Here is a 24,029-nt window from a genome sequence, read left to right as displayed (position 1 = left end):
CGTAGGTCTCGATCCCGGAGAATGCGGTCATGGTGCCTTCGAACAACATAAGTAGACCGAGGATCCGCGCGAGCCGTCCGACCGGACCGAGAGTGGGCGTCTCAAGCCCCTTGTCGTCGGGCACCCAGGGGCTATAGTAGGAATTGAAACGGGTTTGATCCCCGCGGCCGCGTCACGCCGTGACAGTCCATGCGGGACGATGGCCAGTGAATACTCAGCCCGAGCCACACCCGATCGAGACCGGCGCCGAAGCCGACGATCCCCCGGATCAAGCGACGCGGCCCGAGGCCCACCGCAGCCCCACCGGGGAATCTCCGACCTACTCGATCGCGGCCGTCTCCAAGTTCACCGGGATCAGTTGCCACACCCTGCGCGTCTGGGAGCGGCGATACGGCTACCCGGTCCCCGGGCGAACGGCCACGGGCCATCGTCGCTATAGCCTCAGCCAGGTCCACCAGCTCAAGAGCGTCGAGCGCCTCAGCCGAGCAACCGGACAATCCGTGGGTCAGCTCATCGCCGGATTGAGCCTCGGGGAACCGGATGCGAATCCCTCGGCCGACGGCGGATCGGGCGGAGGGCGGGAGGAAAGCATCAAGGCCCTCGTCGACCTGCTCACGGTCGGCGACGGTGTGGGAAGCGAGCGAGAATACGAGCGGCTCTGCGCGCAATGGACCCCGATCGACCTCGTGGATCAGGTGATCGAGCCGGGGCTGGTCGAGGCAGGCGAGGGTTGGTATCGTCGCGACTACCCGATCTACAAGGAACGGCTGATCACGGTCTTCATCAGGCGGAAGCTGAGCGTCCTCATCGATTCGGTCCGCCACAACTCCCCTGTCCCGCGAGGCTGCCTCCTCGTGGGCACCGTCCAGGGAGACCGCCACGAGGGCGGCAGCCTCATCCTCAATCTCGTGATGGAATTGCGGGGCTGGCGGGTCTTCAACCTGGGGACCGACCTGCCGGTTCGCGAGTTCACGACGGCCATACGAGATCTCCGCCCGTCGGCCCTGGCGCTCTCGTTCACGCTCTCTCGGAACATCAAGAAGCGGTTCCAGGAGCTCAAGGGGATCACCGAAGTGCCCGTCTTCGTGGGAGGCCGGAGCATCGTGAACTACCAGTCCCTGGCGAGGGCTTACGGCCTGATCCCCCTGCCCGGCCCGATCCGAGATGCGGCCCCGGAACTCGACGCCCAGTATCAACAATGGCTTTCCAGGAACTCCCCGGCGAGGAGACGGCCCGACGAGGCGAGATCCTCGTGAGCACGCCCCGGGGGACCGCCGCTCACGCCTTCGATCGGGGCGTCTCCCAGCCGGATCGTCATCTTCGAACGTGGTAAGGGCGGCCCGCTTCCGTAAGAAGCAAGTCGCCCTTGAACTCGTCATGGAAGAAAACGAGCCGGCCCGTCGAGAAGTCTCGAAGGGCCGGAGCGGATTCACGCCATATCGGAAATCACGACTGCGGTGCGGCCTTGGCCGGGGCGTAGGGTGCACCCGCCTGAGGAGCCGGGGCGACCTTGGCCGGGGCGTAGGGTGCACCCGCCTGAGGAGCCGGGGCGACCTTGGCCGGAGCCAGGGGAGCCGCCTGGGGGGCCGGGGCGACCTTGGCCGGAGCCTGAGGAGCCGGGGCGATCTTCGCCGGAGCCTGAGGAGCCGGGGCGATCTTCGCCGGGGCCTGAGGAGCCGGGGCGATCTTCGCCGGGGCCTGAGGAGCCGGGGCGATCTTCGCCGGAGCCTGAGGAGCCGGGGCGATCTTCGCCGGAGCCTGAGGAGCCGGGGCGATCTTCGCCGGAGCCTGAGGAGCCGGGGCGATCTTCGCCGGAGCCTGGGGAGCCGGGGCGATCTTCGCCGGAGCCTGGGGAGCCGGGGCGATCTTCGCCGGGGCCTGAGGAGCCGGGGCGACCTTCGCCGGGGCCACGGGGGCCGGGGCGACCTTCGCCGGAGCCTGGGCAGCAGGATAAGCCTGTGGGCTTTGTCCTGACAGGCCCAAGGCGAGAGCAAGAACCGCACTGGTCATCGCGATGTCCTCTGTAGAGTGAGGTTGTCGGTCGACGTCTCGATCGAGTCGGTTAGCTGACAATCCCCTGATGGTTCGGCCCGGCCGATGCTGGACAACGTCCGATCGCCAACACCACCGTCCCTATCGTCGTCCACCATGCCTTCCCCATCGAGGTTGGGCGGTGAATCGAGACTCCGAGGTCTCCCTCGAAGGCTGGTCACAAGGGCCTCTTGCGGTGGCGGAAGCCTCGAGCCGGTCATCTTGGCCGACTCTTGCTCTCCACCCCAGGGGTGGCCAGTGCTGGTTATCGGCATCTCCCGGTGCTCCATTTACACAACTTGAGAAAATCGACACTCTGCCAAGCTGGGGAACTCTAGGGGCTTTGACGAGTATCAAGAGGATGGCTAGCTGCCCACCCCACTTTGGAATCCACCCTCGGTGGGTTCGAAGCCGAACGATGATTGGGTACTCTGAGGGAGAGGCGCTGACCCTGGTCATGGGAACTCACGGTTCAGGCGGGGAACACGGGCGTTCCCCAGGTTCCGCGGAGCGGGGCCAAAGGGTTCGGCGCGACCCATTCGGCACGGGCATTTGGGAGGCAGCATGCGTAGTGGCAACCGACTCGGGGTCTCGGTCATCGGGGCGGCGATAGCCCTCTTTGGTGCAACCGCAGGCGTAGAAGCCGCGGACCGAGTCACTCCGATTCCGCTGGGGGGTTCGCTGGAGAAGCAATCCGGCGAGCATCATTACGGTGTCTACGTCCCCACCCGCTTCGGCGGCACGCTCACGGCGACGGCGACGTCCGGGAAGGTCGTCGAGCTGAAGGGCCCCAGCGGTCCCAATCAGAAGGATCGCACCAACGGCGAGGACCTCGGCCTGGACCAGCAGGGCTGGTACACGTTCAAGGTCAAGGGTGCCGACAAGCCGTTCCAGGTCTCGACGAAGTTCGTCCAGACGGCCCAGGCCGGGAAGAAGGCGTGGAACTTCTACTACTGGCCGACCAAGGCGGATTCGATCCACGAGCCCTGGGCGGGCGGGAACGGCCGGGTCGACATCGATTACACGATGATCCGCGGCGATGACGAGCTGATTCGCCAGCCCGGCAGCTACATTCCCCCGGGCGAGGACATCGTCCGAGCCGGCGCGGACGGTCGGCTCGAGACCCTCCCGCCGGCCGGCGACGACGCGACCTGGTTCCCGAACCTCTACGACGACATCACCTGGACCGGCCCGAACAAGGAGAAGGGGAACGAGGTCACGATCTTCCAGACCCCCTCTCCCCTGCTCAAGTACGACCAGCTCTTCGGGACGTCGGCGCGTTGGTGGGAGGCGGTCAACAGCCAGAACAAGGACATCAGCCGCTGGCCGGGTCACTGCCTGGGCGGCGCGGTGGCCTCGATCCTCCTGAACGAGCCGGTCCCGGCTCCGGGCTCGGGGCTCACCAAGGATGAGCTGAAGGCCCTCTGGGCCGAGCTGGGCGAGAACCACCTCAATCACCGGATCGGCGACTACGCCACCGACATCCCCCCCGGCCCGCCCCGTCCCGGCCCGGATGAGTGCGACTGGAAGGCCCCGCGGGTCCATGCGATGTTCGAGTCGCACATCCGGGGCCAGAAGCAGGCCCTCCTCGGCAACATGCGGGCCTTCCCCCCGCGCGGGACCGTCAACGAGGTCTGGAACCAGGGCATCTACAAGTACATCGCCGAGTTCAAGGCCATGCCCGGCCGCGGCGAGCGGGCCGTCAACGTCAAGCTCGAGCTCCACACCAACAGCGGCTCGATGCTCAACGGCGCCGACGACAAGGACCGCGTGATCTTCTACGAGTACAACATCGTCTACGGCCTGGACGGCCAGGTCGACGAGACCAACCCGGCGACGGCGGACTGGGTCTCGGTCGGTGGCGAGGCCCTCTTTGCCCCGCTCAACGTCCTCGAGGTGGTGCAGACCACCTGGCAGGGCCACAATCCGTACGTCACCGAGGCGAACGTCCGGGCCCTCGACCTCGCCAACGGCGGCGACCGGTTCCGTTTCGCGTCCGCCGCGCCCCACTTCAAGTCCGTCCTCGAGTACGAGGGTCGGCGCTCCGCACCGGCCTCGAACTCGATCGCCAATAGCAACGGCGGCAACGGCAACGGCTACTCGGGTTCGCGTCGCGGGATCTTCCGCATCTTCGGACGCTGATCGGAGCCGACCGGCCGATGGATCGGCCGGCAACTGGGTTGACGCCCCTGCCCCCCTCACCCGGCCGCCCTCGCGTGATCCCCACGCGAGGGCGGCCGGTTCCGTTGGCCGATCCGTGGCTCGCCGCCGAGGCTCACGGGCAGCGACCCTGGGCGTCGCCGAAGCGTCGGGTCTTATCGACTGCAAGGGCTCGACCGAGGTTGCGGTCGTCCCGCGGCCGGACGAGTCTCCGGTTTCCGGATTTTCGTCACGGCCGTTCAAGTTTGCCGCAGCCCCGGGTCGATCTAGTTGGTGGAAGCTCGAGGACCTCGCGAATCGGTCGTTCGGCCCCTGGCCGCAAGACCCGCGCGAGGCGAGTTGCCCCCGAGAGGCGGTCTGAATCGCACCCCGTGGATCCTGGAAGCCCCCAGTGGTGGGAGTCGCATCCATGAGTCGAACCCAGGCTCTCCTGCTGAATCCGACGATGGCCCGTCGAGACGTGCCGTCCGGGCTTCTCCCGATCCCCGTCCTCATCCGGATACCTCGGGCCGATGGGCTCGACATCGGGGCCCTCCCCTCCAGTCCTGGTCTCGTGACCGCCCCGGCCAGCCAGGGCCGGCGGGTGCGACGGAGGCTCCGACGCGAGCTGCGGGTCGCGGGCTGTGCCATCCTGGCGATCGCCCCGATCCTCACGGCGGCGAGCTTCTGGGAGGCGGGACGGGCGGCACGGCTGCCCCGCGTCGGGGCGGAGCGTGCCGACGCCGCGGCTCCGCTTCCGGCCGCGCGGCCCGAGAACAGCCGGCCCGTCAACGCCCTTCATCCCGCTCCGGCCGTGCTCCTGTCGGTGGAGGCGATCGGAAGGGGATCGGAGCCGACGGACCAGGGCACGGTCGTCTTCCCCGGATATCTGCTACCGGACGACGGCCGCGAGGAGGCGGGTCATGAAGGAAGTTGACGACGCCCTGTCCCGAGCCTTTGCCCAGCGTTCGCGGCCGGGGGGCGACCCGGTTCCTCCCCGACCGCACCGGGCGGTGGAGGGTGGCATCCTGGTCCGGCACCGACCCGTCGAGTCCCACGTCGAGTCCTCCCCGGCCGGCCAGGCGGGGATGGCCCCCGGCGTGGAGCTCCGATGGCCGCTCATCGTCCAGCTCCTGGAGCAGCGATGGGGCGAGCGCTTCGAACAGATGGCCGACCGGCTCATCGAGGCCCGCGATCGCCAGAACGTGAAGGCGCTGCTGTTCACGAGCTGCCACCGGGCTGAGGGGCGGACCACGCTGGTCCTGACCCTCGCCCGGGCCCTCGCCCGACGCGGCGGCCGGACCCTGCTGGTCGACGCGGACGTATCCGGGCCGATGCTGTCGCGATCGCTGGGGTTCCAGCCGGCCAACGGGCTCGACGATGTCGTGGAGGAGGGCCATGCGCTCGCCGACGCGATCCTCGCCGCGCGCGACGATCACCTCTGGGTCCTCCCCCTTCGGACGGCGGTCAGCCGCCCTCGCGAGTTCCTCGCCGGCCCGACCTGGACTCGGACAGTCGCGAGGCTCCGGCGCGAGTTCGACCTGATCCTGATCGACGGCAGCCCCATCTTCACGGGCCTGAGCGCGGCCGCCCCTCCCCGATCGGTCGACGCCGCCGTGCTGGTCTACAATCCGAGCATGACGGGGGAGCGATCGCTCCTCCGGGCCCGGGAGGTGCTCGACTCCGGAGGGATCCCCGTGCTCGGCCTGGCGGAGACGTTCGTCTGACCGCAAGTCTTCGATGCCAGTACCCCGGGGGGTGGAGGGCCCGTGTACGAGGAGCATTTCGGACTGAGCGCTCGCCCGTTCGGCGAGACCGTGGCTCCGTCGTCCTACGTGGCGCTTGCCAGTCGCGACTCGGCGCTCCGCCGGATCCGCTACGGCATCGAACACGGACTGGGCCCGGTCGCGCTCTTCGGGCCCCCCGGAGCGGGGAAGTCCCTGATCGCCCGCCTCGCCGCGTCGGAGCTCGGGATGCGGACGGTCCACCTGGCCTTCCCCCCCCTTCCCGCCGCCGAGATCATCGCCCTGATCGCCGAGGAGCTGCTGGGCTCCCCCCTCGGTGGGCGGGGATCCGCGGGCTCGCTCGTGCTGAGACTCCGGGACCATCTCGCCGCGGAAGCGACGGCGGGCCGTCGCACCCTCCTGGTCGTCGACGACGCCCACCTCATCCGGGACCCGGAGACGTTCGAGAGCCTCCGGCTGCTGCTCAACTTCGCGACCAACGGCCCCCCCGACCTGACGTTCCTCCTCGTCGGCACCGGGGAGCTCATGGTGCGGATCCCGGATTCCCTGGCCGATCGCCTGACGGCGCGGTGCCTGCTCGGGCCGCTCCACGAGGACGAATCCGCGGCCTACGTGCACGGGCGGCTCGTCGCATCGGGGGCCGGCAAGCCGCTCTTCGACGACGAGGCCGTGCGGTCGCTGCACCGGTCCGCCGACGGCCTGCCTCGAAGGCTGAATCGGCTCGCGGACATGGCGCTGCTGATCGCCTACGCCGAGGGCCGGCCGCTCGCGGGCCCGCGCGAGGTCGCGCTGGCCGCCCGGGAGTTCCAACTGGACGTCGTCGCCGCATGACGCCCCCGCCCTGCCGGTCCGCCCGGCGCCCGGGATGGTCAGGAGCGGCCGGCTTTCGTAGCATCGACGAGTGGCGCCGCCCGGGGCCGGAAGGGCCGTCCGCGGTATGAAGGAGTCATCATGACAGACTACAGCGAGAAGGTCCTCCAGCTCGTCGCCTCCCAGGGATACCGGCCCCTGACGCTCAAGGCCATGTCGCGGCGGCTGGAGGTCTCCGCGGACGATTACCAGTCGTTTCGCCGCCAGCTCAAGGAGCTGATCCGGCAGGGCCGGCTGGACGTCCATCGCGACAAGACGCTGACCAAGCCCGACCATTCGAACGCCGTCGTGGGGATCTTCCGGAGGTCGTCTCGGGGCTTCGGATTCGTCCGGCCGCAATCGTCCGAGGGGCGCTCGGAGCAGATCTACATCGCGCCGGATTCCGCGGGGGACGCCTCCAGCGGGGACGAGGTCGTCGTCAAGATCGTCAAGCGGCCGAAGAACCCCGGGATGAACATGGAGGGGAGGATCGTCCAGATCCTGGCCCGCGCCTCGGGGCTCTTCGTCGGCACCTACCAGGAGTCGGGCCGGTCGGGCTACGTCGTCGTCGACGGGACGACCTTCAAGGATCCGATCCACGTCGGCGACCCCGGCGCCAAGGGGGCCAGGCCCGGTGACAAGGTCGCCCTCGAGATCGTCCGCTATCCCACCGCGGATCGGGGCGGCGAGGGCGTGATCACGGAGTTGCTGGGCCCGCGGGGCGCTCCGGGCGTCGATACGCTCTCCGTCATCCGGGCCTTCAACATCCCGGATTCCTTCGACGAATCGGTGATCGCGGAGGCCCGGGAGCAATCCCGCCGCTACTCCGAGGAGGACATCTCGGGGCGGGAGGACTTCCGCGAGGTCCTCACGGTCACGATCGATCCGGCCACCGCCCGGGACTTCGACGACGCGATCTCGCTGTCCCGCGACGGGCGGGGATTCTGGAGCCTGGGCGTCCACATCGCCGACGTCTCGCACTTCGTCAAGCCCTCCACCGAGCTCGACCGCTCGGCGCGAGAGCGGGGCACGAGCGTGTACCTCCCCGACCGGGTCATCCCGATGCTGCCGGAGGTGCTGTCGAACAGCCTCGCCAGCCTCCAGGCCGGGCATGTGCGCTACACCGTGAGCGCTTTGCTCGAGTTCAACGCCGATGGAATCCTCACCGCCAAACGTTTCGCACGGACCGCGATCCGCGTCGACCAGCGGTTCTCTTACGAGCAGGCGATGGCCGTGATGCGGGCCCCGGCGGCCGAGCACGAGGGCGTCGCCGCACCCGTGGTCGCGATGCTCGGCTCGATGCTCGAGCTGGCCATGATCCTGAGGCGACGACGGACGGCCCGAGGCGCGCTCGATCTGAGCCTGCCCGAGGTGGAGATCGAGCTGGCCGCCGACGGCCGCGTCCAGGGGGCCCATCTGGCCGTCAACGACGAGAGCCACCAGGTCATCGAGGAGTTCATGATCGCGGCCAACGAGGCGGTGGCGGCCTTCTTGAAGGAACACCACGCCGCGGCGCTCCGGCGGGTCCACGCCGAGCCGGATCCCCACAAGCTCGACCAGTTCGCGGAGTTCGTCCGCAGCCTGGGGCTTTCCCTGGACCTGCCGCAGAGCCGCTTCGAGCTCCAGCGAATCCTCGGGGAAACCCGGGGCACCGCCGAGGAATATGCCGTGCATTTCGGGCTCCTGAGGAGCATGAAGCAGGCGGTCTACACGCCCGAACACGAGGGCCATTACGCCCTCGCCAGCGAGGACTACTGCCACTTCACCTCCCCAATCCGGCGCTATCCCGACCTCCAGGTGCATCGCCAGGTCCTGGCGATCCTCGCCGGCAAGAAGCCGAAGGCCCACCTCGATGAGCTGTTCGTGCTCGGCGAACACTGCACCCGGACCGCCCGCCGCGCCGAGGCCGCGGAGCGGGAGCTCATCCGCGTCAAGCTGCTCACCTATCTCAGCGAGAAGATCGGCACCGCCTACCACGCCATCGTCGTCGGCGTCGAGGACTTCGGCCTCTTCTGCCGCCTGGTCGAGTTCCCCGTGGAAGGGCTCGTCCACGTCACGAGCCTGGCCGACGACTATTACTACCTGGAAGGGGAGACCCACACCCTGATCGGCCGGGCTGCCGGGAGGCGTCATCGCCTGGGCGATCGGCTCCGCGTCGTGGTCTCTCATGTCGACGTCGATCGCCGGGTGCTGGACCTGGTCCTCGAGGATTCTCGGCCCTTGCCGGCCGGCGAGTCGCCCCGCCGCGCGGGCGAACGAAGGCCCCTGCCCCAGGCCGCGGGGGGCCGCCGGGAGGCGCGTCCCACCGGATCGAGGGCTCCGGCCGAAGGCTCCTCGAGAGCCTCAAGCCCTGGCAAGAACGGCAAGAACGGCAAGAAAGCCGCGAAGAAGGCCCGGCCGACACCTCGAAAGGGGGGCAAGAAACGCCCGAGGTAGCCGCCCTGAGCTTGCGATCCTCAGGTTAACTCGAATGGCGATCGCGGGCGCGTCCTTTTCGCGGTGGCTTGGCGAGGACCGGCCCCCGCATCATCTCGTCGATCTCGGAGATCCCGGGAAGCTCCAGGAGGAGGACCTCCCCGGACTCGTTCGGTTCGCCCAGGACATACCAGCGGCGGCACGGTCCACACGTCGCGAGCAGGTCCGTCGGGAATTCCTCGTCAGGCTGGCTCAGGTTGAGCGGCGCCCCGCATTCGGGGCAGACCAGTTGAGCCTCCATCCTGGACGGAGCTAAACGCCTGACCTTCAAGCTGACCGTCAGAGAGTGCGGAACTTCGGGATTGGATCGACCGGAGTCCATGTCATGCACCCCCTTCCGAAGGCCGGCCGCCTCCGAGTCGCAGGACGTCTGGGCTGCCGGACAAGGCCACTTTGTACGGGCGCATCAACGCCAGGCTAATCATAGCCTAAATACCCCCTCTCTCCACAACAGTGACGGGTATTCCTTGGGCGAATTGGCTAACGGACATTCCTGAAGCATCAGTTTTTAGCAAGATCAGCATCATCGAAACAGGCATCCATGGAACTTTAGCTGGCGACACTATCGTAGTGGCGATGCCAGCACAAGGTTTGGCCTTTCCAACCACGGCCATCGGGGTGAAAATCGGCCCGGGGCAACTCCGGGACGCTCGTCGGTACGAGGCATCCGGCACAGGGAGGTGCGTGGTGGCATGGAGGCGTTTGCTGGCGTGGGGGGTGTCATCAGCGGCCCTGGTCCTGGCGGCGCCGGTCGAGGCGCAGGTCCGCCGGGAGCGGGAAGCGACCGTGACCGGGCCGAGGGGTCGGACGATCGAACGGCGAGTCGAGGTCGAAAGAGCCCCGGGATTCTACCAGCGTGAACTTCAGATCCAGCGTCCCGGCGGGACGCTCGAGCGGGGAGTGACCATTCAGCGCGCGGCGCCCGGTTACGTGGGAGGATTCGGGCCGCGGCCGGGAGGATGGTTCGGACCGCCCCCCCCGCCGCCGGGTCCTCGTTCGTCCAGCTTCTTCTCCTTCGGCCTCATGGCCGCCCCCGTGGTGGCGGCTCCGCTCTGGCCACCGGCGCCGGTGGTGGTCGCTCCGCCGGTGGTGGTCGCCCAGCCGGGGACCGTCGTCGTGCCGCAACCCCAGCCGACCCCCGCGCAGTCCTCCCCTCTCGATCCCGTCGTCCTGGCGGCCCAGCGGCTCCAGAGCTTCCACGCCGCGAGCCGTCGTGAAGGAGCCCAGACGCTCGGCCGGCTCGGTGATCCGCGAGGAGTTCCGCCGCTCGTCGACGCGCTCAAGCATGACTCCTCCAGGGAGGTCCGAATCGCGGCGGCGACGGCCCTCGGCCAGATCGGCGGGCCGGAGTCCGCGACCGTCCTCGAGCGCTGCATCGTCTACGAGAAGAAGGAAGACGTCCGCGAAGCCGCGGCCACGGCCCTGGCGGGACTTCGGAACCGGGAGCAGGAGATGGCGACCGCGGTGAACGATGCCCCCCGCCGGTCGGTCCGTCCGGCCCCCTCTTCCTCAGAAAGGGTGACCTCCGAGGTTCCGCGACTTTCCCCGTGGGTGCCGTCATCACGGGCGAATCGATCCGGATCCTCCGCCGAAGCGACGACGCCCGCGGAACCCGCACTCGATGGTCCCCTGCCCGAGGGCGAGGCCGCGGGGACCAAGGATCGCACGCCGCCTCCCCCGCCGACGCCGGTCAATCCCGGCTAGGGTTTCTGACATCGGGGGCGCGGAGAAGCCGCTCGTTCCATCCTGCCTGCTAGTCAGGCCCCCCCTATCCGGCAGGTCCCTACCCGGACCATCCGAGTCCTCACGCACCACCGCCCCGCCGGCAAATTGGCTTTGATCGTCACATAACCGATCCGTCATTCGTTTCATAAATCCATGTGGCACAACAACTTGACTGCCATGGCGGCATTGGCTTTGATAGCATCGTCACGACAAAACGAGCTTACGGTTGCAGGTGGTTGACCGCCCGCACGTCCGTGCAAGCATGGGCGACCACAACGGCATTCGTTTCCGCGATCAGCGTGGAGACAAACGTCGCCGAGGTACGGCACCCCGATGTCGAGCGGGCGACAGCCGGCACGTTGTCCATGTTCATAGGCCCGAACCACGTCTCGTGATCCCTCTCTTTTGGCCCCCACCGGATCGTGAAACCTCCACCGTAGGCACGCAATCGGCCCCCTCGGCCGGCGCGTCCCCAAGGCCCCGCAATGCAAGGCCTCTATTGGAGAGTGCGCCATGTTTCGCGTTTTTCGTTCATCGCCAACGAGTTTTCCCAGAGATTGTCTCCGCTGAAATCGGCGAACTCCGGGGATTCGTCGCAGGCGGTCGAACGCGAGGGGCCGACGCCACTCGTGAGCAACGCCGTATGCCTCCCAGACCTTCGCCGACCGCTCACGGAACGACTCGCTGAGCTTGCCCCGACTGCGGATGTTCGGTCAGCCGTGCAGGAAGCAGCGGAGCAGCACCGTCAGCCGGAAAAACGCCAGCCACGCCAGGGGAGCGGCGGCCTGCCTCCCGTGGGACCGCCCCGCTCCTCCAAAGCCTCCCGTTGGCTCGCTCGGGGCGGGATGAGTGGGGGGGGCGGAGGCCCGCGAGCCGAGGGGGGCGGTTTGCGCTTCCGGGGGGCATACCCGGGCTTGGCAGGGTCCTTCCGACCGTGCTACGATTGCCGGTCGCAACGTCGTGGCGCATCGGCCCTAAGACTCTCGCCAGGCCGTCGCCCGTAGGTCGCGCGGGACCGCGAACGCGTCGAGGGAAAAGGAGGGCGCCTTCGGCCCTCGCCGTCCCCCGCGAGGCGAGGTCGATGGAAGATGGCGGCTCGGGACAGATCGACAGTCGAAGAGGGTGGAGATTCGAGCATGGTCGACAACATGCGAAGGCCAGGATGGGCCGCGGTCTGCCTGACGATGGCGGTCCTACTCCTCGGAGCCGGGGCGGCGACGGAGACCCTCTCCGGCGCGGCAAACGCCCAGGAGCCGGCCAGCCCCAGGCGGTCCGAGAAGCCCGATGTCTCCGCGCTGTTCGGCCAGCGCGGCGAGGACCCGCCGCGTCCCTTCGTCCCGATGCACGCGAGCACCGTGGAGGATCGGCAGGAGGCCGAGGCTGTCCGCCTGTATGCCGCGGCCCGCGCCTGCGAGGATCGCGGGGCCTACGACGAGGCCGTGGGACTGCTCCAGCAGGCCCTGAAGCTCGACCCGGAATCGCTCGCCATCCTTCGCCGCCTCACCCGGATCTACGTCGGAGCCCTGGGGAAGCCGGAACTCGCGCTCGAGTCCGGCAAGAAGGTCCTCGAGGCCGCCCCGGATGACACCGACACCCTGATCCGCCTCGTCGAGTTCTACGGGCGGAAGGGCGACACCGCGTCCATCGAGTCGCTGCTCAAATCGACGCTCGCCAGCCCGAAGCTCGCCCCCGATTCGCCCACCAGGCTGATCATGCATAACGAGCTGGGCAAGCTCTATGCGCTCCGCCTCAACCAGCTCGACAAGGCCGCCCACGAGTTCGGCGAGGTCGTCAAGGGGCTCGACGAGAAGGCCGCCAACCGGCTCTCCCCGATCGAGCTGGCCCGGATCCTGACCAACGAGCCGGCCACCGCCTACCTGGGCTTCGGGACGGTCCTGCTGGCGGCGAACCAGAACGACCTGGCCATCCGGGCCTTCGAGCGGGGGCTCGTCTACGACGACGAGAACCCCCAGATCCCCCTGCTCCTGGCGGAGACACTCCTCAAGCAGGGCAAAGGGGCCCAGGCGCTCACGCTGGTCGACCGCTACATCAAGCGCCAGCCCCAGGCGCTCGAGGCGTACGACCTGCTGACGAAGGTCCTCACGTCCCTCAAGCGGGAGGCCGAGATCACCCCTCGGCTGGAGGAGGCGGCGCGGCGCGACTCCAAGAACGTGCCGTTGCAGTACGTCCTGGCCGACCGCTACCGCGAGATCGGCCAGGTGGACAAGGCCGAGGCGCTCTATCAATCGCTCCTGAAGACGCAACCCACGCCTCAGATCTACCGGGCCCTGGCCGCCTCGCTGCTCAAGCGGCACAAGGTGCCGGACCTCCTCAAGGTGATGTGCGAGGCGATCCCCCGCCCCAACGGCCTGGAAGCCATCTCCGCCCAGCTCCAGGCCGTCGCCTCGGACGACAAGCTCGCCCTCGAGATGCTCGACGAGGGGATCAAGCAGATCGAGGCCAAGCCCCCGACGCTCCCGCAGAGGCCCGCGATCCTGGTCCTGGGGATCATCGCCAACCCCGAGCGGGGGATCGACAAGGCCGCCCGGCTCGAGCGGCTCGTGAAGATCCAGCGGATCATCCTCGCCCAGAACCCGTCGCCTCTACTTTACCGGGAGATCGCGGACACGCTCCATCGCCTGGACAGGAACTCCGAGGCCGCCGAGACCCTCAAGACGATGTTCGACAAGTTCCCGGCCGAGAAGAACGGCCGGAGCCTCGGCCAGCTCGCCGAGATGCAGCGCGCCGCCGGCCAGAGTCAGGCCGCCCTGACCACGGCCCGGGCCGCCGCCCAGGCGGAGCCGAATGACCTCGACGTCCAGACCGTCCTGGCCGAGGTCCTCAGCGAGGCCGGCAAGCTGGACGAGTCGCTCGACATCCTCCGCAAGGTCGTGAAGGTGGACCTGGACAATCCCAAGTACGTCTTCACGCTCGGCAACATCCTCACCAAGTTCGGACGCAACGAGGAAGCCATCGGCGTCTTCCACGACATGCTCAAGCGGTTCCCCTCGAACGACGTCGTCGTCCGGATCGCCCACTCCAACCTCTCGATCATCTACGTGAACCAGGGCGATTACGCGAAGGGCGAGGCGGAGCTCGAGATCCTCTACCAGAAGACGCCCGACGACGCGGGGGTGAACAACGACCTCGGCTACCTGTATGCCGAGCAGGGGAAGAACCTGGACAAGGCGGAGTCCATGATCCGCAAGGCCGTGCAGGAAGAGCCCGACAACTCGGCCTACCTGGACAGCCTGGGATGGGTCCTCTTCAAGCGGGGGAAGGCCGGCGAGGCGCTCGAGCCGATGACGAAGGCCGTCGAGATCCAGAAGGCCAAGGAGAAGTCCGGCCTGGCCCCGCCCGACGCCACCATCCGCGAGCATCTCGGCGACGTCTTCCTCCGCCTCAACCAGGTCGAGAAGGCGGCGGAAGTCTGGCGCGACGCCGAGACCATCGCCAACAAGGCCATCCCCCCCGACAAGCGGCTCCCCGAGATCCGCAAGAAGCTGGCCTCGCTCAAGCAGCTCGGTTCCGCCCCCAAGGCCTCCAGCACTCACACCCCCTGATGCGGGAGCCGATCCCAGGGCGCGAGGGGCCTCGCCGGGCCCCTCCGGGCTCCTGGCATTCACCGAAACGATCGAGGGTCCACGAGGAGTTCCGTTCGAGATGGCAGGACATTCCCATTCGGCCAACATCGCCCACCGCAAGGGGCTCGTCGACGCCAAGCGCGGCAAGCTCTTCAGCAAGCTCTGTCGCGCGATCTATGTGGCGGCACGCGTGGGCGGCGGCGACCCGGCCGCGAATATTCGCCTCCGCTATGCGATCGACAAGGCCCGATCCTTCAGTTGCCCCAAGGACAATATCGAGCGGTCCATCAAGAAGGCCACCGGCGAGCTCGGCGCGGAGAACTTCGAGGAGGTCCTCTACGAGGGCTACGGCCCCGGCGGCGTCGCCGTCCTCTGCGAGGCCCTGACCGACAACCGCAACCGGACCGCCGGCGAGCTCCGCCGCGCCTTCGAGCTGGCCGGCGGCAACCTCGGCGGCAGCGGCTGCGTGAGCTACCTGTTCAACTTCAAGGGCCTGTTCGTCGTCGACCCGAAGCACACCACCGAGGACCAGTTGATGGAGGTCGCCCTCGAGGCCGGCGCCGACAACATCGAGCTGGTCGAGGGCCTGTTCGAGGTCACCTGCGACCCGAAGCAGGTCGAGGCCGTCCGCAAGGCCCTCGAGGACGCCAAGATCCCGACCGAGAGCGCGGAGACCAGCTACATCCCGACCACCTACGTGGACCTGGACGTCGAGGCCGGGAAGAAGATGCTCAAGCTCCGCGACGTCCTCGACGAGAACGACGACATCCAGAACGTCTACGCGAACGACAACCTCCCCGAGGAGGTCATGGCCGGCTGATCGCCGCCCGGCCTCGATCGGCTCCACGACCCGACCTGCAAGCATTGGCCCGGTGGAAGGACGAACGGCTCGATGTCGACTACTCCCTTCGTGAAATCGGAACGACTCCAGAAGCTGCCTCCCTACCTCTTCGCGGAGATCGACCGCAAGAAGAAGGCCGCCATCGCCGCCGGCCGCGACGTGATCAACCTCGGCGTCGGCGACCCGGACCGGCCCACCCCGACGCCCATCATCCGGAGCCTCCAGCAGCACGTCGAGAACCCGGCCTTCCACCAGTACGCCCTCGACCAGGGGGCGCCGGAGCTCCGGGAATCGATCGCCGCCTTCTGCAAGTCGCGGTACGGCATCGACCTCGATCCGGCCTCGGAGATCCTCCCCCTGATCGGGTCCAAGGAGGGGATCGCCCACCTCCCCCTGGCGGTGCTGAACCCCCAGGAAATCAGCCTGGTCCCCGACCCGTGCTATCCGGTCTATCGGTCCAGCAGCATGTTCGCGGGCGCCGACGTTTACACGATGCCCCTGGAGCGCTCCCACGGCTTCCGCCCCGACCTGGCGGCCATCCCCGCCGACGTCCTGCGGCTGGCCCGGTTGATGTTCCTCAACTTCCCCAACAATCCGACCGGCGGCACCGCCGACCTGCCGTACTTCGAATCCGTCGTGGACCTGGCGCGGGCCCACAACTTCGTCATCGCGCAGGACGCCGCCTACAACGAGATGTACTTCGACACCCCCGCGCCGAGCATCCTCCAGGTGCCCGGGGCGAAGGACGTCGCGATCGAGTTCCACAGCCTCTCCAAGACCTTCAACATGACCGGCTGGCGGGTCGGCTTCGCCATCGGCGGGGCTCCCCTGATCGCCGCCCTCGGGCAGGTGAAGGCCAACACCGACTCCGGCATCTTCACCGCGATCCAGTTCGCCGCCAAGACCGCGCTCGACGAGTACGCGACGCTCACCCCGCCCATCCGGGCCCTCTACAAGGAGCGTCGGGACGCCTTCGTCGGGGCGTTCAAGAAGCTCGGCTGGGACGTGCCGACGCCCGAGGCCACGTTCTACGTCTGGATCCCCTGCCCCGCCGGCTACACCTCCACCGAGCTCTGCAGCCGCCTGCTGGATGAGGCCAACGTGGTCACGACCCCCGGCCTCGGCTTCGGCCGCACCGCCGACGGCTACATCCGGGCCGCACTCACGGTGGAGACGCCCCGGCTGCTCGAGGCCGTGGACCGGATCGGCAAGCTCTCGCTCTGAGCCTGCCTTCTCACCGGTTGAACGGCCGATTCCGAGGCCCGAATGGCCACTCTCGCCTACATCGGTCTGGGATCGAACCTGGGCGACCGCCGCGCGATCCTCGACGCGGCGGCCCAGTCGCTGGCTCAGCTCCCCGGCACCCGGCTGGCGTCCCTCAGCCGCTATCATGAGACCACGCCCGTGGGCGGGCCCTCGGGCCAGGGCCGGTTCCTCAACGCCGCCGCCGCGGTCGAGACCACGCTCGACCCCATCCCGCTCCTGGCCGGCCTCCAGGCGATCGAGGCGAACGCCGGCCGGATCCGGGTCGAGCGCTGGGGCGAGCGGACCCTGGACCTGGACCTGCTCCTCTTCGGATCGATGATCCTCGATACCCCGACGCTCTCCATCCCCCACCCCTGGATGGCCGTCCGCCGCTTCGTCCTGGCGCCGCTCGCCGAGATCGCCCCGGATGGCGTGGACCCGGTCACCGAGACCTCGATCCGCGACCTGCTGAACCACCTCGACCGCCGGCCGAGCGTCCTCTGCCTGCGAGGTTGCTGGCGGGACCGCCTCCCCTCCTGGACCGCCGCGTTCGAGTCCGTGGTCCGGACCCTGCACGCTCACGCCCTCCGGCTCGAGGACGTCTCCGCCTCCAGGTCCGCCAGCCGGGGCCCGGAGATCGACTGGCGGAAGCTCGCCCGGCTGATGGACTCCCGGAAGCCCCACGGCGATCGCTGGATCGTCGCCGACTTCGCGCCCGACGAGTTCGCCGACGATTCGGAGACGGACGTGACGGGCTGGCCGTCCTGGAGGCGGACGGCCGGCGACCGCGCGAGCGTCCGCCCCACGATCGTCGTCCGCCGGCCGCCGACCTCCGCGAGCTCGCCGGGACAGCCGGGGATCGGGAACGGCGGCGTCCCGACGCTCCTGCTGGCGTCGGAACGGGCCGAGGCGCTGGCGGAGACGATGATCGACGCCTGCAAGGCCACGCGAATGGACGCGCCGAACATCGATCCGCCCGGGGTTTACCCCGTGTTAAGATACCGTGGAGAGGATGAGGTCGAGATCGGCTAGGCCGATCGGGTCCCAGTCAGACGGACGGTGGTCGCGTCATGGCCAAGAAAGAGGGCGGGAAGTCGGCGGCGAAGGGGAAGCCCCCCGCCGCCGACGACGGGATCAAGGTCGTCGCCCGGAATCGCAGGGCGAGGCACGAGTACGACCTGATCGAGAAGATCGAGGCGGGCATCGTCCTCACGGGGACCGAGGTGAAGAGCCTTCGCAACGGCAAGGCGAACCTCGAGGATGCGTACGCCGAGGTTGACCGCGACGAGGTCTGGCTCCTCGGCTGCGACATCCCGGAGTACCTCCAGGCCAACCGGATGAACCACGTCCCCAAGCGGAAGCGGAAGCTGCTCCTCCATCGCCGCGAGATCGACAAGCTCGGCGCCCGGACGAGCGAGCGGGGGCTGACGATCATCCCCCTGGCGATCTATTTCAAGAAGGGGATGGCCAAGGTGGAGCTATTCATCGCCAAGGGCCGGAAGTCCTACGACAAGCGCGAGGCGATCAAGAAGCAGGACGCCAAGCGCGACATGGATCGGGCACTCCGGCGTCGATGAGCGGGCGAGGCCTGGTGAGCGGGCCTTGGTGAGTGAGGAGGTGAGGTGAGGAAACGGATTTCAAATCCGCTTGATTCCGGCGGAGGTCGGGTCATAATGCCTTTTGCGAGGGCGGTATCAGGGCCGTTCGTCGCGACCTTCACCCAGGGGGCGAACCAGGATCGACCGGATGTCAGAGGTGTGCGGTGGCGTGCCGAGGTTGGTCAGCAGGCCTCGTAAAAAGCCGACTAAAACTTAACTGCCAACAACACTGTTGGTCTCCGTCTCGCTGCCTGAAAAACAGCGACGGCCTCGCGCCGAGCCTTCTCCCGAGAGGCACGGCCGGGGACGCCAATTCGGGATCGCCCGGGCCTAACCTCTCGTTGCGGCCAGGGTTAAACTCATGATGAGATAAGCCAAAAGGGATCCTGCCGATGGGAGCCCCGCGGCCGACAATCAAATCATCGGCTACGCACGTAGAGGCCCTCACTAACGCTTCTCGGGACGCGGGTGCAATTCCCGCCGCCTCCACTACTTACGTCAACTGACAACTCCTGAAAGTCAGTGACACCAGACGACGAAACCCCTTCCCCGGAAGGGGTTTTTTCGTTTTCCGGCCCGGCCTCGCCCACGGGCTCGCTGCCATCCGGCGACGCCTCGCGACTCCCGACGTCGCCCCGAATGCAGGCAATGTGCAGTCTATCGACGTTCGCCGATGCATTGGTGCGAGGCAGGCTGGCCAGCGCCTCCGCCTGGTCTTCGATGCCGATGTGGGTGTACCTGGCCGTCTGCCGAATGTCGGCATGGCGGGCGAGTTCCTTCGCCTCCATGATCGACGCCCCCGACCGGACGAGCCCGGTGATGTGGGAGTGCCGCCCCGCCGCGTGGAAGTCGGCCAGCCCCTCGTGTGTCTCATAGGGGATGCCTGCCCGCTCCAGATCCTTCTGGACCATGGTGTACGTCTTCCGCCGGGCGAGCTTCGGGAAGAGCGGCTCATCCAGACCAAGACCATCCGTCCATTCACGCACCAATTCAACCAGTTCCGGGTGCATCGGCAGCGTGTCCTTCCGCCGGTGCTTGGACGACCTGGCCTCGACCGTCAGCGTCGGCTGGGCAGCGTCCAGCATGAAGGAGGCCGGGGTCAGGCTCGCCAGCTCTCCCCTCCTGAGCCCGGTGAGGTAGCTGATCTGGTAGATGCGGGCCCGGGTCTCGCCGTCGTAGCCCTGCACCTCCACCCCCGACCCTCGGGCCGCCTCGATCAGCCGGCGGACCTCGTCGTTGGAGAGCGCCCGCCGCTTGTGCCGGACGTCGGTCTCGGCGTTGAGCCTCTCCATCCCGGCCAGCGGGTTGACGGGTAGCCGCTTCGTGGCGACCAGCCACTTGCCGAACGCGTCGGCCGCCTGCAGGTAGTGGTTGTAAGTGCGGGCACCGAGGTCGTCCTCCTCCCGGGCCTCGTTCAGCCACTCGACGACCTTCTCGCCGTCCATCTCCGCGAGGGTCTTGAATCCGCAGCCCTCAACCACCCGCCGGACGCGCGTCATGGTCAGCTTGCGGTGCTTCTGGGTGTTATTGGCCATCGACCGGTCGAAGGCGGCAAGGTGGTCCTCGATCGGCGACTTCTTGATCGCCAGGAGCCGCTCCTGCGCCGGGTCGATCATCCCCCGCTTGCGGAGCATGACCTCGTGCTCCAGCTTCGCGGCGAGCTGCTCGGTCAGGGCCTTGTCGGTGAACCCCTTGACCGTGACCCGCTTGCCCTCATGATCGACGTACTGGATGTAGTAGGGCTTGTTCTTCTGGCCCTTGTCCCGGCTCTGCTTGCGGATCGAGGCCATGGCGATGGCTCCGGTGGTATCGGGTTGAATGTAGTGATTTTACGTTCAGGAGGTGGAGCGAGCCAGAGGGGTTGGCGGTTTGCCGGGAAGCATCAGGCGGCCCCCTTTTTCCGGTCGAGATACCGCTCGACGAGCCTCCGCAGGTGGCTGGTGTCGTTCTCCTTGACCTCGACGCCGAGATACGGGTCGACGATGCTCTGGGCCTCGGACGCCTTGATGCCCAGGACGTCCATGATCGGCGGGTCGCTGCCGTCGTCCGTCACGAGGAAGAACGCCGTCACCGGGCTGGTCTGACCCTCGCGGTCAAGCCTCCAGATGCACTGCTGGTGGATGCCCGGCGACCAGTCGAGCTCCCCGAAGATGCCGGTGCAGCAGCGGTGCTGGAGGCCGTCGACGCCCGCCCCGCTCCTGAGCGACATGATGAGGATGTCCGTCTCGCCGTTCAGGAACCGGGACTTCGCCGCCTCCTTCTTCCCGGCGGTCTCGCTGCCCGTGTACATCGCGGGCTTCAGGTCGGCCAACTCCCGATTCCAGATCTCGTAGACCTCCCGGTGCCAGCCCCAGAGCACGACGGACTCGCCCGCCTCGACCATCATCCGGGCGAACGCGGCCACCGTCCTAGCCTTGGCCACGCCGGTCGTCTGCCGCATCATGATGTCCAGCTCGCGGGCGGCGTTCCCGCGCTCGACGAAGCTGGCCGTGGTCGCCTTGATGGCGAGGGCTCGTGCCAGATCCTCGACGGCCGAGACCGTCTTCTCGTCGTAGTCGATGTGCTCGACGATGCGGGAGACCTTCGGCAACTGCTGCCCGACGTCCGACTTGAGGCGACGGAGCATGACGTACTGCTCGCGGAGGTAGGTGCCGAGCGCCTTCGGGTCCTTGATCCGGTATTTCCCGTTCCCGATGGCGTCGCACCATTCCCGCTCGAACTCCGGCCACTGGCCGAGCGCCGCGTCGTCGATGAACTGCATGATGTGCCACATCTCGTCGCCGTAGTTGTAGATCGGCGTGGCGGTCAGCCCGAGGTGGTAGGTCGTGTTTGCCGAGAGCACCTTGCAGGCCGCCCCCTTGGCCGTGCTCGCCCCCGTCCGGAGCGATTGCGGCTCGTCGTAGGTGACGGACTTGAAGAACCCCGTGGCGAAGATGTCCGACCACCCGGCGACCTGGCTGATGCGGTAGACGTAGACATCCGCCGGAGGCAAGGCGTAGGGGCTGCCCTTTTTGATCAGGTGGACGCGGAGATGGGTGAACGCCTCGATCTTCTCCTTCCATTGCCGCTGCATGTGGGCGTCGCAGACCACGGCGGCGGGCAATGCGCCCGGCTCGGCCACCATGAAGCCGGCGGCCGTGTAGGTCTTCCCGAGCCCGCCCTCGTCGCCGAGCAGGAGCCGGTGTCTCCGGCGCAGAACCTCGATGGCCTGCCACTGGTAGAGCCTGAGCTGCTGCCCCTCGCGGAGCTGGGCTCCGCCGTTGGGGGCATAGTCCGGCATCAGGATGCGTTCCATCTCGGCCTGACGCTGGAGGAACTCCTGGTGACCGCTGGAGAGGGCGGCCCGGTCGACCTCGGACACGTCCAGCGGGTAACGCTGCATGAACCAGTCGAGGTCGGTGTCCGTCACGAGGTTGTGGGGCAACCGGTACGGGGGCACAGCGGCTTTGGGGATGCTGGGGAAGATCTGCTTGAGGCGGATCGAGACGTGCGGCTCGGCGCGGCCGATGATCCACTGAGACTGGTCGGGGGAGAGCGAAAGGCTGCCGTAGGTTCTGCTCATAGCCACGCCTCCCCCAGCCGGACGAAATAGGCGTCCTTGCCCTCGATCTGGGCGGGGAGGCCCATGCTGAGATTGGAAGCCAGGATCAGGGAACCGACGCGGGGATGGCGGGCGTAGCGGCAGAGCTGCCGGTAGACCTCCTTCTTCCGGGCGCCCTTGAGCTTCAGCTCGATCCCGATGTCTTCGACCATGAAGTCGATGATGTCCGAGTCCGTCAGAGGAAGCTCGCGCTCGAAGGCGATCCCGGTCTGAGTCAGGACCTGCTCGACGTCGGCCTGTGCCCGTTTCTCGCTGGACAGGTCGATCTTCGCGCTTCGGATGAGGCCGATGATGGTCTGGATGCCTGAACCGACAGCCATGTCTACCTCGCGCGTCCTTTGCCCCGGCCTGAACACCGCTCGGCCAGCTTATCGACCTGGGTCGCATCCCGGAACGGCGGCTGGAGCTCGCAGATCGGAACCTCGACGTAGCCGGAGGGGATCGTCTGCCCGGTCGGCTTCACGATGCCCGCCTCGGCCAGAGCCTTCAACATTCCCGCATTTTCCCCGTAGTCCTTGATGGCGACCTGGTTCTTGCCCAGCGGAACGTCCGGCAGGTTCACGGTGGCGGTGGCGATCGGCGAGCCGTCATCGGCGTCAATCAGTTGGAGCGCCGGGCGGCCATTGCCGTACTGGCGTTTCTGGACGAGGCAGTCCCATGACTTGAAGCGGACGCGGCTCATGCCGACACCTCCGGATGCTCCGCCTCGAAGAACCCGAGACGCCCCGGCGTTGGGACGAACGGCAGCGGCTTGGCGTCCCGAAAGCAGAATCCAACCGGCCCGCAGAACCACGGCGAGGTGCTGACGGTCGCCACCGCGTAGAGGTCGGCAACACCGACGATGCCGCCCCGCTCGAACTGGGCAGGATGCGGAAGGTCAATCTCCGGGAAGGTGTAGCGTATCCATTCGTATCCCTCACGGTCGAACGACTTGCCTGCGTGGATCAGGATCGGGCCGCGAACCTTCGTGTCCCAGGTGCGATTCTCGACCGGCTTGAACCCATGGGCGATGAGCCATGCCCATGGCTGGCGGACGGAGAGGGTTTTCATGCTACTCCCCTCTCGGATAACGCCGGAGTGTGCTCGTCTTTGAAGGGGTACGCCTTGAACTTGGTAGGCGGCCTTCTGAACATCTTCTCGAAGCTGCTGCTTTGGGCGATGACGCAATACTCCCGCCCATCCTTGCCCCTGGTGATCTTGAACCGCCCCTCACCGTCCCGGCCTTCCAGCACTACTTCGTTGCCTTCCAGCTTCACGATTCGAGGGAGCATGAAGGGGTAGTCGGCGTTCATGTGCATGCCATCTGGCAGGGCGTGCGACGCATCAGAGAAGGTCTTGGTGTATCTCCCGCAAAGACTGGTCATGCTGCGATACCGCGAATCTTGATGACGCTCTCGTCCGTTTTGAGCTGGCTGCCACCGAGGACGGCGTTCCCGCAGGTCACGAGGCCGTCCTCCTCGTCGATGGAAGGGACGAAGACCAGGACGTCGAACCCTGCGGCCTTGAGGTCGTCCTCCGGCTTCCGGTACGGAAGGTAGGAGTCGTAGCCGCCCACCGTCTCGATACCATTCTCCCGGCAGGCCGTGTTGTTGTGGATCGGCGTGATCTTGACCATGAACTTGTCAGTGTCGAAGAGGACCGCGACCTTCTTCGCGTCGATCACGAAGTCCGTCGAGTAGGCGAAGTTCAAGCAGTATTTCCGGCTCACCGGGTCGGGAAGACGCTCGGCGATCCTTGCAAACTCCTCCAGCGTCAGCGACATACCGCCGAACATCTGCTCGCGCTGGGCCTCGTCCGTCGAGTTGATGCTGAATTGGAGCCCGGCCTGGCCGTTGTAGTCCTCGTTCTTGATCCGGCACCATTCCTGAAGCCGCTCCTCAAGCGGAGCGAACTTCCGGGGAAGCGATGTGGTCAGCACCGGGTGCAGAACCTCGATCCGAACGCCCGTGTCAGTGTGGATCTGCCGCTTGTTGCGGATCGCCCACCGGGAAAACTCCAGCACGCTCTCGTTGAAAATGGGATCGCCCATTCGAGCGAAGTGCAGGTTCAGACGCTCCGTGTAATGAACACCGGGGAAAAGGCTCAGGGCGTTATAGAGTTGGGCCTTCAGGTCGTGGAAGCTGGCGTTTCCGCGGAACTTGACGTTGGGCACGTCGCAGAAGTTGCACTTCATGACGCAGCCGTACTGGCAGGGCC

General features: G+C 67.4%; 19 protein-coding genes, 1 other RNA gene and 1 pseudogene. 13 read left to right on the top strand and 8 right to left on the bottom strand.

What is annotated here, in order from left to right; genetic code table 11:
* The first annotated feature begins 206 nt into the window (after positions 1–206).
* The gene (locus G6O54_RS22970; RefSeq protein ID WP_165228451.1) at positions 207–1,256 is read left to right on the top strand and encodes a MerR family transcriptional regulator; all 1,050 of its coding nucleotides are present in this window, start codon (positions 207–209) and stop codon (positions 1,254–1,256) included.
* A 190-nt stretch (positions 1,257–1,446) separates the two neighbouring features.
* On the opposite strand, the gene G6O54_RS22965 is transcribed toward G6O54_RS22970, so the two are convergent.
* Positions 1,447–2,010, bottom strand: a complete 564-nt coding sequence (locus tag G6O54_RS22965; RefSeq protein ID WP_205679002.1) for a hypothetical protein — start codon at positions 2,008–2,010, stop codon at positions 1,447–1,449.
* Positions 2,011–2,595: 585 nt separating this feature from the next.
* On the opposite strand from G6O54_RS22965, the gene G6O54_RS22960 reads away from it, so the two are divergent.
* The 12 genes from G6O54_RS22960 (at position 2,596) to ssrA (ending at position 18,724) form a co-directional block, all read left to right on the top strand.
* The gene (locus tag G6O54_RS22960; RefSeq protein WP_165228449.1) at positions 2,596–4,173 is read left to right on the top strand and encodes a hypothetical protein; all 1,578 of its coding nucleotides are present in this window, start codon (positions 2,596–2,598) and stop codon (positions 4,171–4,173) included.
* Between the two features lie 427 nt (positions 4,174–4,600).
* Entirely contained in the window at positions 4,601–5,107 is a 507-nt protein-coding gene (locus G6O54_RS22955) for a hypothetical protein (protein WP_165228447.1), read from the top strand.
* Complete coding sequence (locus G6O54_RS22950; protein WP_165228445.1) at positions 5,094–5,897, top strand: CpsD/CapB family tyrosine-protein kinase; 804 nt, start codon at positions 5,094–5,096, stop codon at positions 5,895–5,897. Before G6O54_RS22955 ends, G6O54_RS22950 begins: the two co-directional genes overlap by 14 nt.
* 42 nt (positions 5,898–5,939) lie before the next feature.
* The gene (locus G6O54_RS22945; protein WP_165228443.1) at positions 5,940–6,746 is read left to right on the top strand and encodes an ExeA family protein; all 807 of its coding nucleotides are present in this window, start codon (positions 5,940–5,942) and stop codon (positions 6,744–6,746) included.
* Between the two features lie 120 nt (positions 6,747–6,866).
* Entirely contained in the window at positions 6,867–9,200 is a 2,334-nt protein-coding gene (gene rnr, locus G6O54_RS22940; RefSeq protein WP_165228441.1) for a ribonuclease R, read from the top strand.
* Positions 9,201–9,926: 726 nt separating this feature from the next.
* On the top strand, positions 9,927–10,943 hold the full coding sequence (locus tag G6O54_RS22935; RefSeq protein WP_165228439.1) for a HEAT repeat domain-containing protein: 1,017 nt from the start codon (positions 9,927–9,929) through the stop codon (positions 10,941–10,943).
* Positions 10,944–12,100: 1,157 nt separating this feature from the next.
* Positions 12,101–14,527 (top strand): tetratricopeptide repeat protein, encoded by a 2,427-nt coding sequence (locus G6O54_RS22930; protein ID WP_165228437.1) that lies wholly within the window; start codon positions 12,101–12,103, stop codon positions 14,525–14,527.
* A gap of 100 nt (positions 14,528–14,627) precedes the next feature.
* Entirely contained in the window at positions 14,628–15,368 is a 741-nt protein-coding gene (locus tag G6O54_RS22925; RefSeq protein WP_165228435.1) for a YebC/PmpR family DNA-binding transcriptional regulator, read from the top strand.
* A 72-nt stretch (positions 15,369–15,440) separates the two neighbouring features.
* Positions 15,441–16,613 (top strand): LL-diaminopimelate aminotransferase, encoded by a 1,173-nt coding sequence (locus G6O54_RS22920; protein WP_165228433.1) that lies wholly within the window; start codon positions 15,441–15,443, stop codon positions 16,611–16,613.
* A gap of 42 nt (positions 16,614–16,655) precedes the next feature.
* Positions 16,656–17,666 (top strand): 2-amino-4-hydroxy-6-hydroxymethyldihydropteridine diphosphokinase, encoded by a 1,011-nt coding sequence (gene folK, locus G6O54_RS22915; RefSeq protein ID WP_165228431.1) that lies wholly within the window; start codon positions 16,656–16,658, stop codon positions 17,664–17,666.
* 38 nt (positions 17,667–17,704) lie between these two features.
* On the top strand, positions 17,705–18,211 hold the full coding sequence (gene smpB, locus G6O54_RS22910) for an SsrA-binding protein SmpB (protein WP_165228429.1): 507 nt from the start codon (positions 17,705–17,707) through the stop codon (positions 18,209–18,211).
* Positions 18,212–18,357: 146 nt separating this feature from the next.
* Positions 18,358–18,724: a transfer-messenger RNA gene (ssrA, locus tag G6O54_RS22905) on the top strand.
* A 245-nt stretch (positions 18,725–18,969) separates the two neighbouring features.
* Here the strand turns inward: ssrA and G6O54_RS38920 are convergent.
* From G6O54_RS38920 to G6O54_RS22870, 7 genes and pseudogenes are all read right to left on the bottom strand, one after another.
* Positions 18,970–19,524: pseudogene (locus G6O54_RS38920) on the bottom strand (tyrosine-type recombinase/integrase); the annotation flags it as partial.
* Positions 19,525–20,114: 590 nt separating this feature from the next.
* Positions 20,115–21,794, bottom strand: a complete 1,680-nt coding sequence (locus G6O54_RS22895) for an SNF2-related protein (RefSeq protein ID WP_165228427.1) — start codon at positions 21,792–21,794, stop codon at positions 20,115–20,117.
* Entirely contained in the window at positions 21,791–22,153 is a 363-nt protein-coding gene (locus tag G6O54_RS22890) for a hypothetical protein (RefSeq protein ID WP_165228425.1), read from the bottom strand. Before G6O54_RS22890 ends, G6O54_RS22895 begins: the two co-directional genes overlap by 4 nt.
* A gap of 2 nt (positions 22,154–22,155) precedes the next feature.
* Positions 22,156–22,515 carry a hypothetical protein gene (locus G6O54_RS22885; protein ID WP_205679000.1) on the bottom strand — a complete coding sequence of 120 codons (360 nt, stop codon included), beginning with the start codon at positions 22,513–22,515 and terminating at the stop codon, positions 22,156–22,158.
* Complete coding sequence (locus tag G6O54_RS22880; protein WP_165228423.1) at positions 22,512–22,883, bottom strand: ASCH domain-containing protein; 372 nt, start codon at positions 22,881–22,883, stop codon at positions 22,512–22,514. The genes G6O54_RS22885 and G6O54_RS22880 overlap by 4 nt, the downstream gene beginning before the upstream one ends.
* A complete protein-coding gene (locus tag G6O54_RS22875; protein WP_165228421.1) occupies positions 22,880–23,125 on the bottom strand; it encodes a hypothetical protein in 246 nt (81 codons plus the stop codon). The genes G6O54_RS22880 and G6O54_RS22875 overlap by 4 nt, the downstream gene beginning before the upstream one ends.
* Before the next feature lie 68 nt (positions 23,126–23,193).
* On the bottom strand, positions 23,194–24,029 hold an 836-nt coding region (locus tag G6O54_RS22870), incomplete at its 5' end, for a Fe-S-oxidoreductase (protein WP_165228419.1).

Origin of the sequence: Aquisphaera insulae (genome assembly GCF_011064615.1) — a bacterium.
GTDB classification, from domain to species: domain Bacteria; phylum Planctomycetota; class Planctomycetia; order Isosphaerales; family Isosphaeraceae; genus Aquisphaera; species Aquisphaera insulae.
Note: the sequence above shows the minus strand (reverse complement) of the source record. Positions and strands in the feature narration are given on the sequence as shown.

Excerpts from the sequence above, each read along its gene's own strand:
- G6O54_RS22965 (WP_205679002.1), bottom strand. The coding sequence starts at position 2,010 with ATGACCAGTGCGGTTCTTGCTCTCGCCTTGGGCCTGTCAGGACAAAGC.
- G6O54_RS22960 (WP_165228449.1), top strand. The coding sequence starts at position 2,596 with ATGCGTAGTGGCAACCGACTCGGGGTCTCGGTCATCGGGGCGGCGATA.
- G6O54_RS22955 (WP_165228447.1), top strand. The coding sequence starts at position 4,601 with ATGAGTCGAACCCAGGCTCTCCTGCTGAATCCGACGATGGCCCGTCGA.
- G6O54_RS22950 (WP_165228445.1), top strand. The coding sequence starts at position 5,094 with ATGAAGGAAGTTGACGACGCCCTGTCCCGAGCCTTTGCCCAGCGTTCG.
- rnr (WP_165228441.1), top strand. The coding sequence starts at position 6,867 with ATGACAGACTACAGCGAGAAGGTCCTCCAGCTCGTCGCCTCCCAGGGA.
- G6O54_RS22930 (WP_165228437.1), top strand. The coding sequence starts at position 12,101 with ATGGTCGACAACATGCGAAGGCCAGGATGGGCCGCGGTCTGCCTGACG.
- G6O54_RS22925 (WP_165228435.1), top strand. The coding sequence starts at position 14,628 with ATGGCAGGACATTCCCATTCGGCCAACATCGCCCACCGCAAGGGGCTC.
- G6O54_RS22920 (WP_165228433.1), top strand. The coding sequence starts at position 15,441 with ATGTCGACTACTCCCTTCGTGAAATCGGAACGACTCCAGAAGCTGCCT.
- folK (WP_165228431.1), top strand. The coding sequence starts at position 16,656 with ATGGCCACTCTCGCCTACATCGGTCTGGGATCGAACCTGGGCGACCGC.
- smpB (WP_165228429.1), top strand. The coding sequence starts at position 17,705 with ATGGCCAAGAAAGAGGGCGGGAAGTCGGCGGCGAAGGGGAAGCCCCCC.
- G6O54_RS22895 (WP_165228427.1), bottom strand. The coding sequence starts at position 21,794 with ATGAGCAGAACCTACGGCAGCCTTTCGCTCTCCCCCGACCAGTCTCAG.
- G6O54_RS22890 (WP_165228425.1), bottom strand. The coding sequence starts at position 22,153 with ATGGCTGTCGGTTCAGGCATCCAGACCATCATCGGCCTCATCCGAAGC.
- G6O54_RS22885 (WP_205679000.1), bottom strand. The coding sequence starts at position 22,515 with ATGAGCCGCGTCCGCTTCAAGTCATGGGACTGCCTCGTCCAGAAACGC.
- G6O54_RS22880 (WP_165228423.1), bottom strand. The coding sequence starts at position 22,883 with ATGAAAACCCTCTCCGTCCGCCAGCCATGGGCATGGCTCATCGCCCAT.
- G6O54_RS22875 (WP_165228421.1), bottom strand. The coding sequence starts at position 23,125 with ATGAACGCCGACTACCCCTTCATGCTCCCTCGAATCGTGAAGCTGGAA.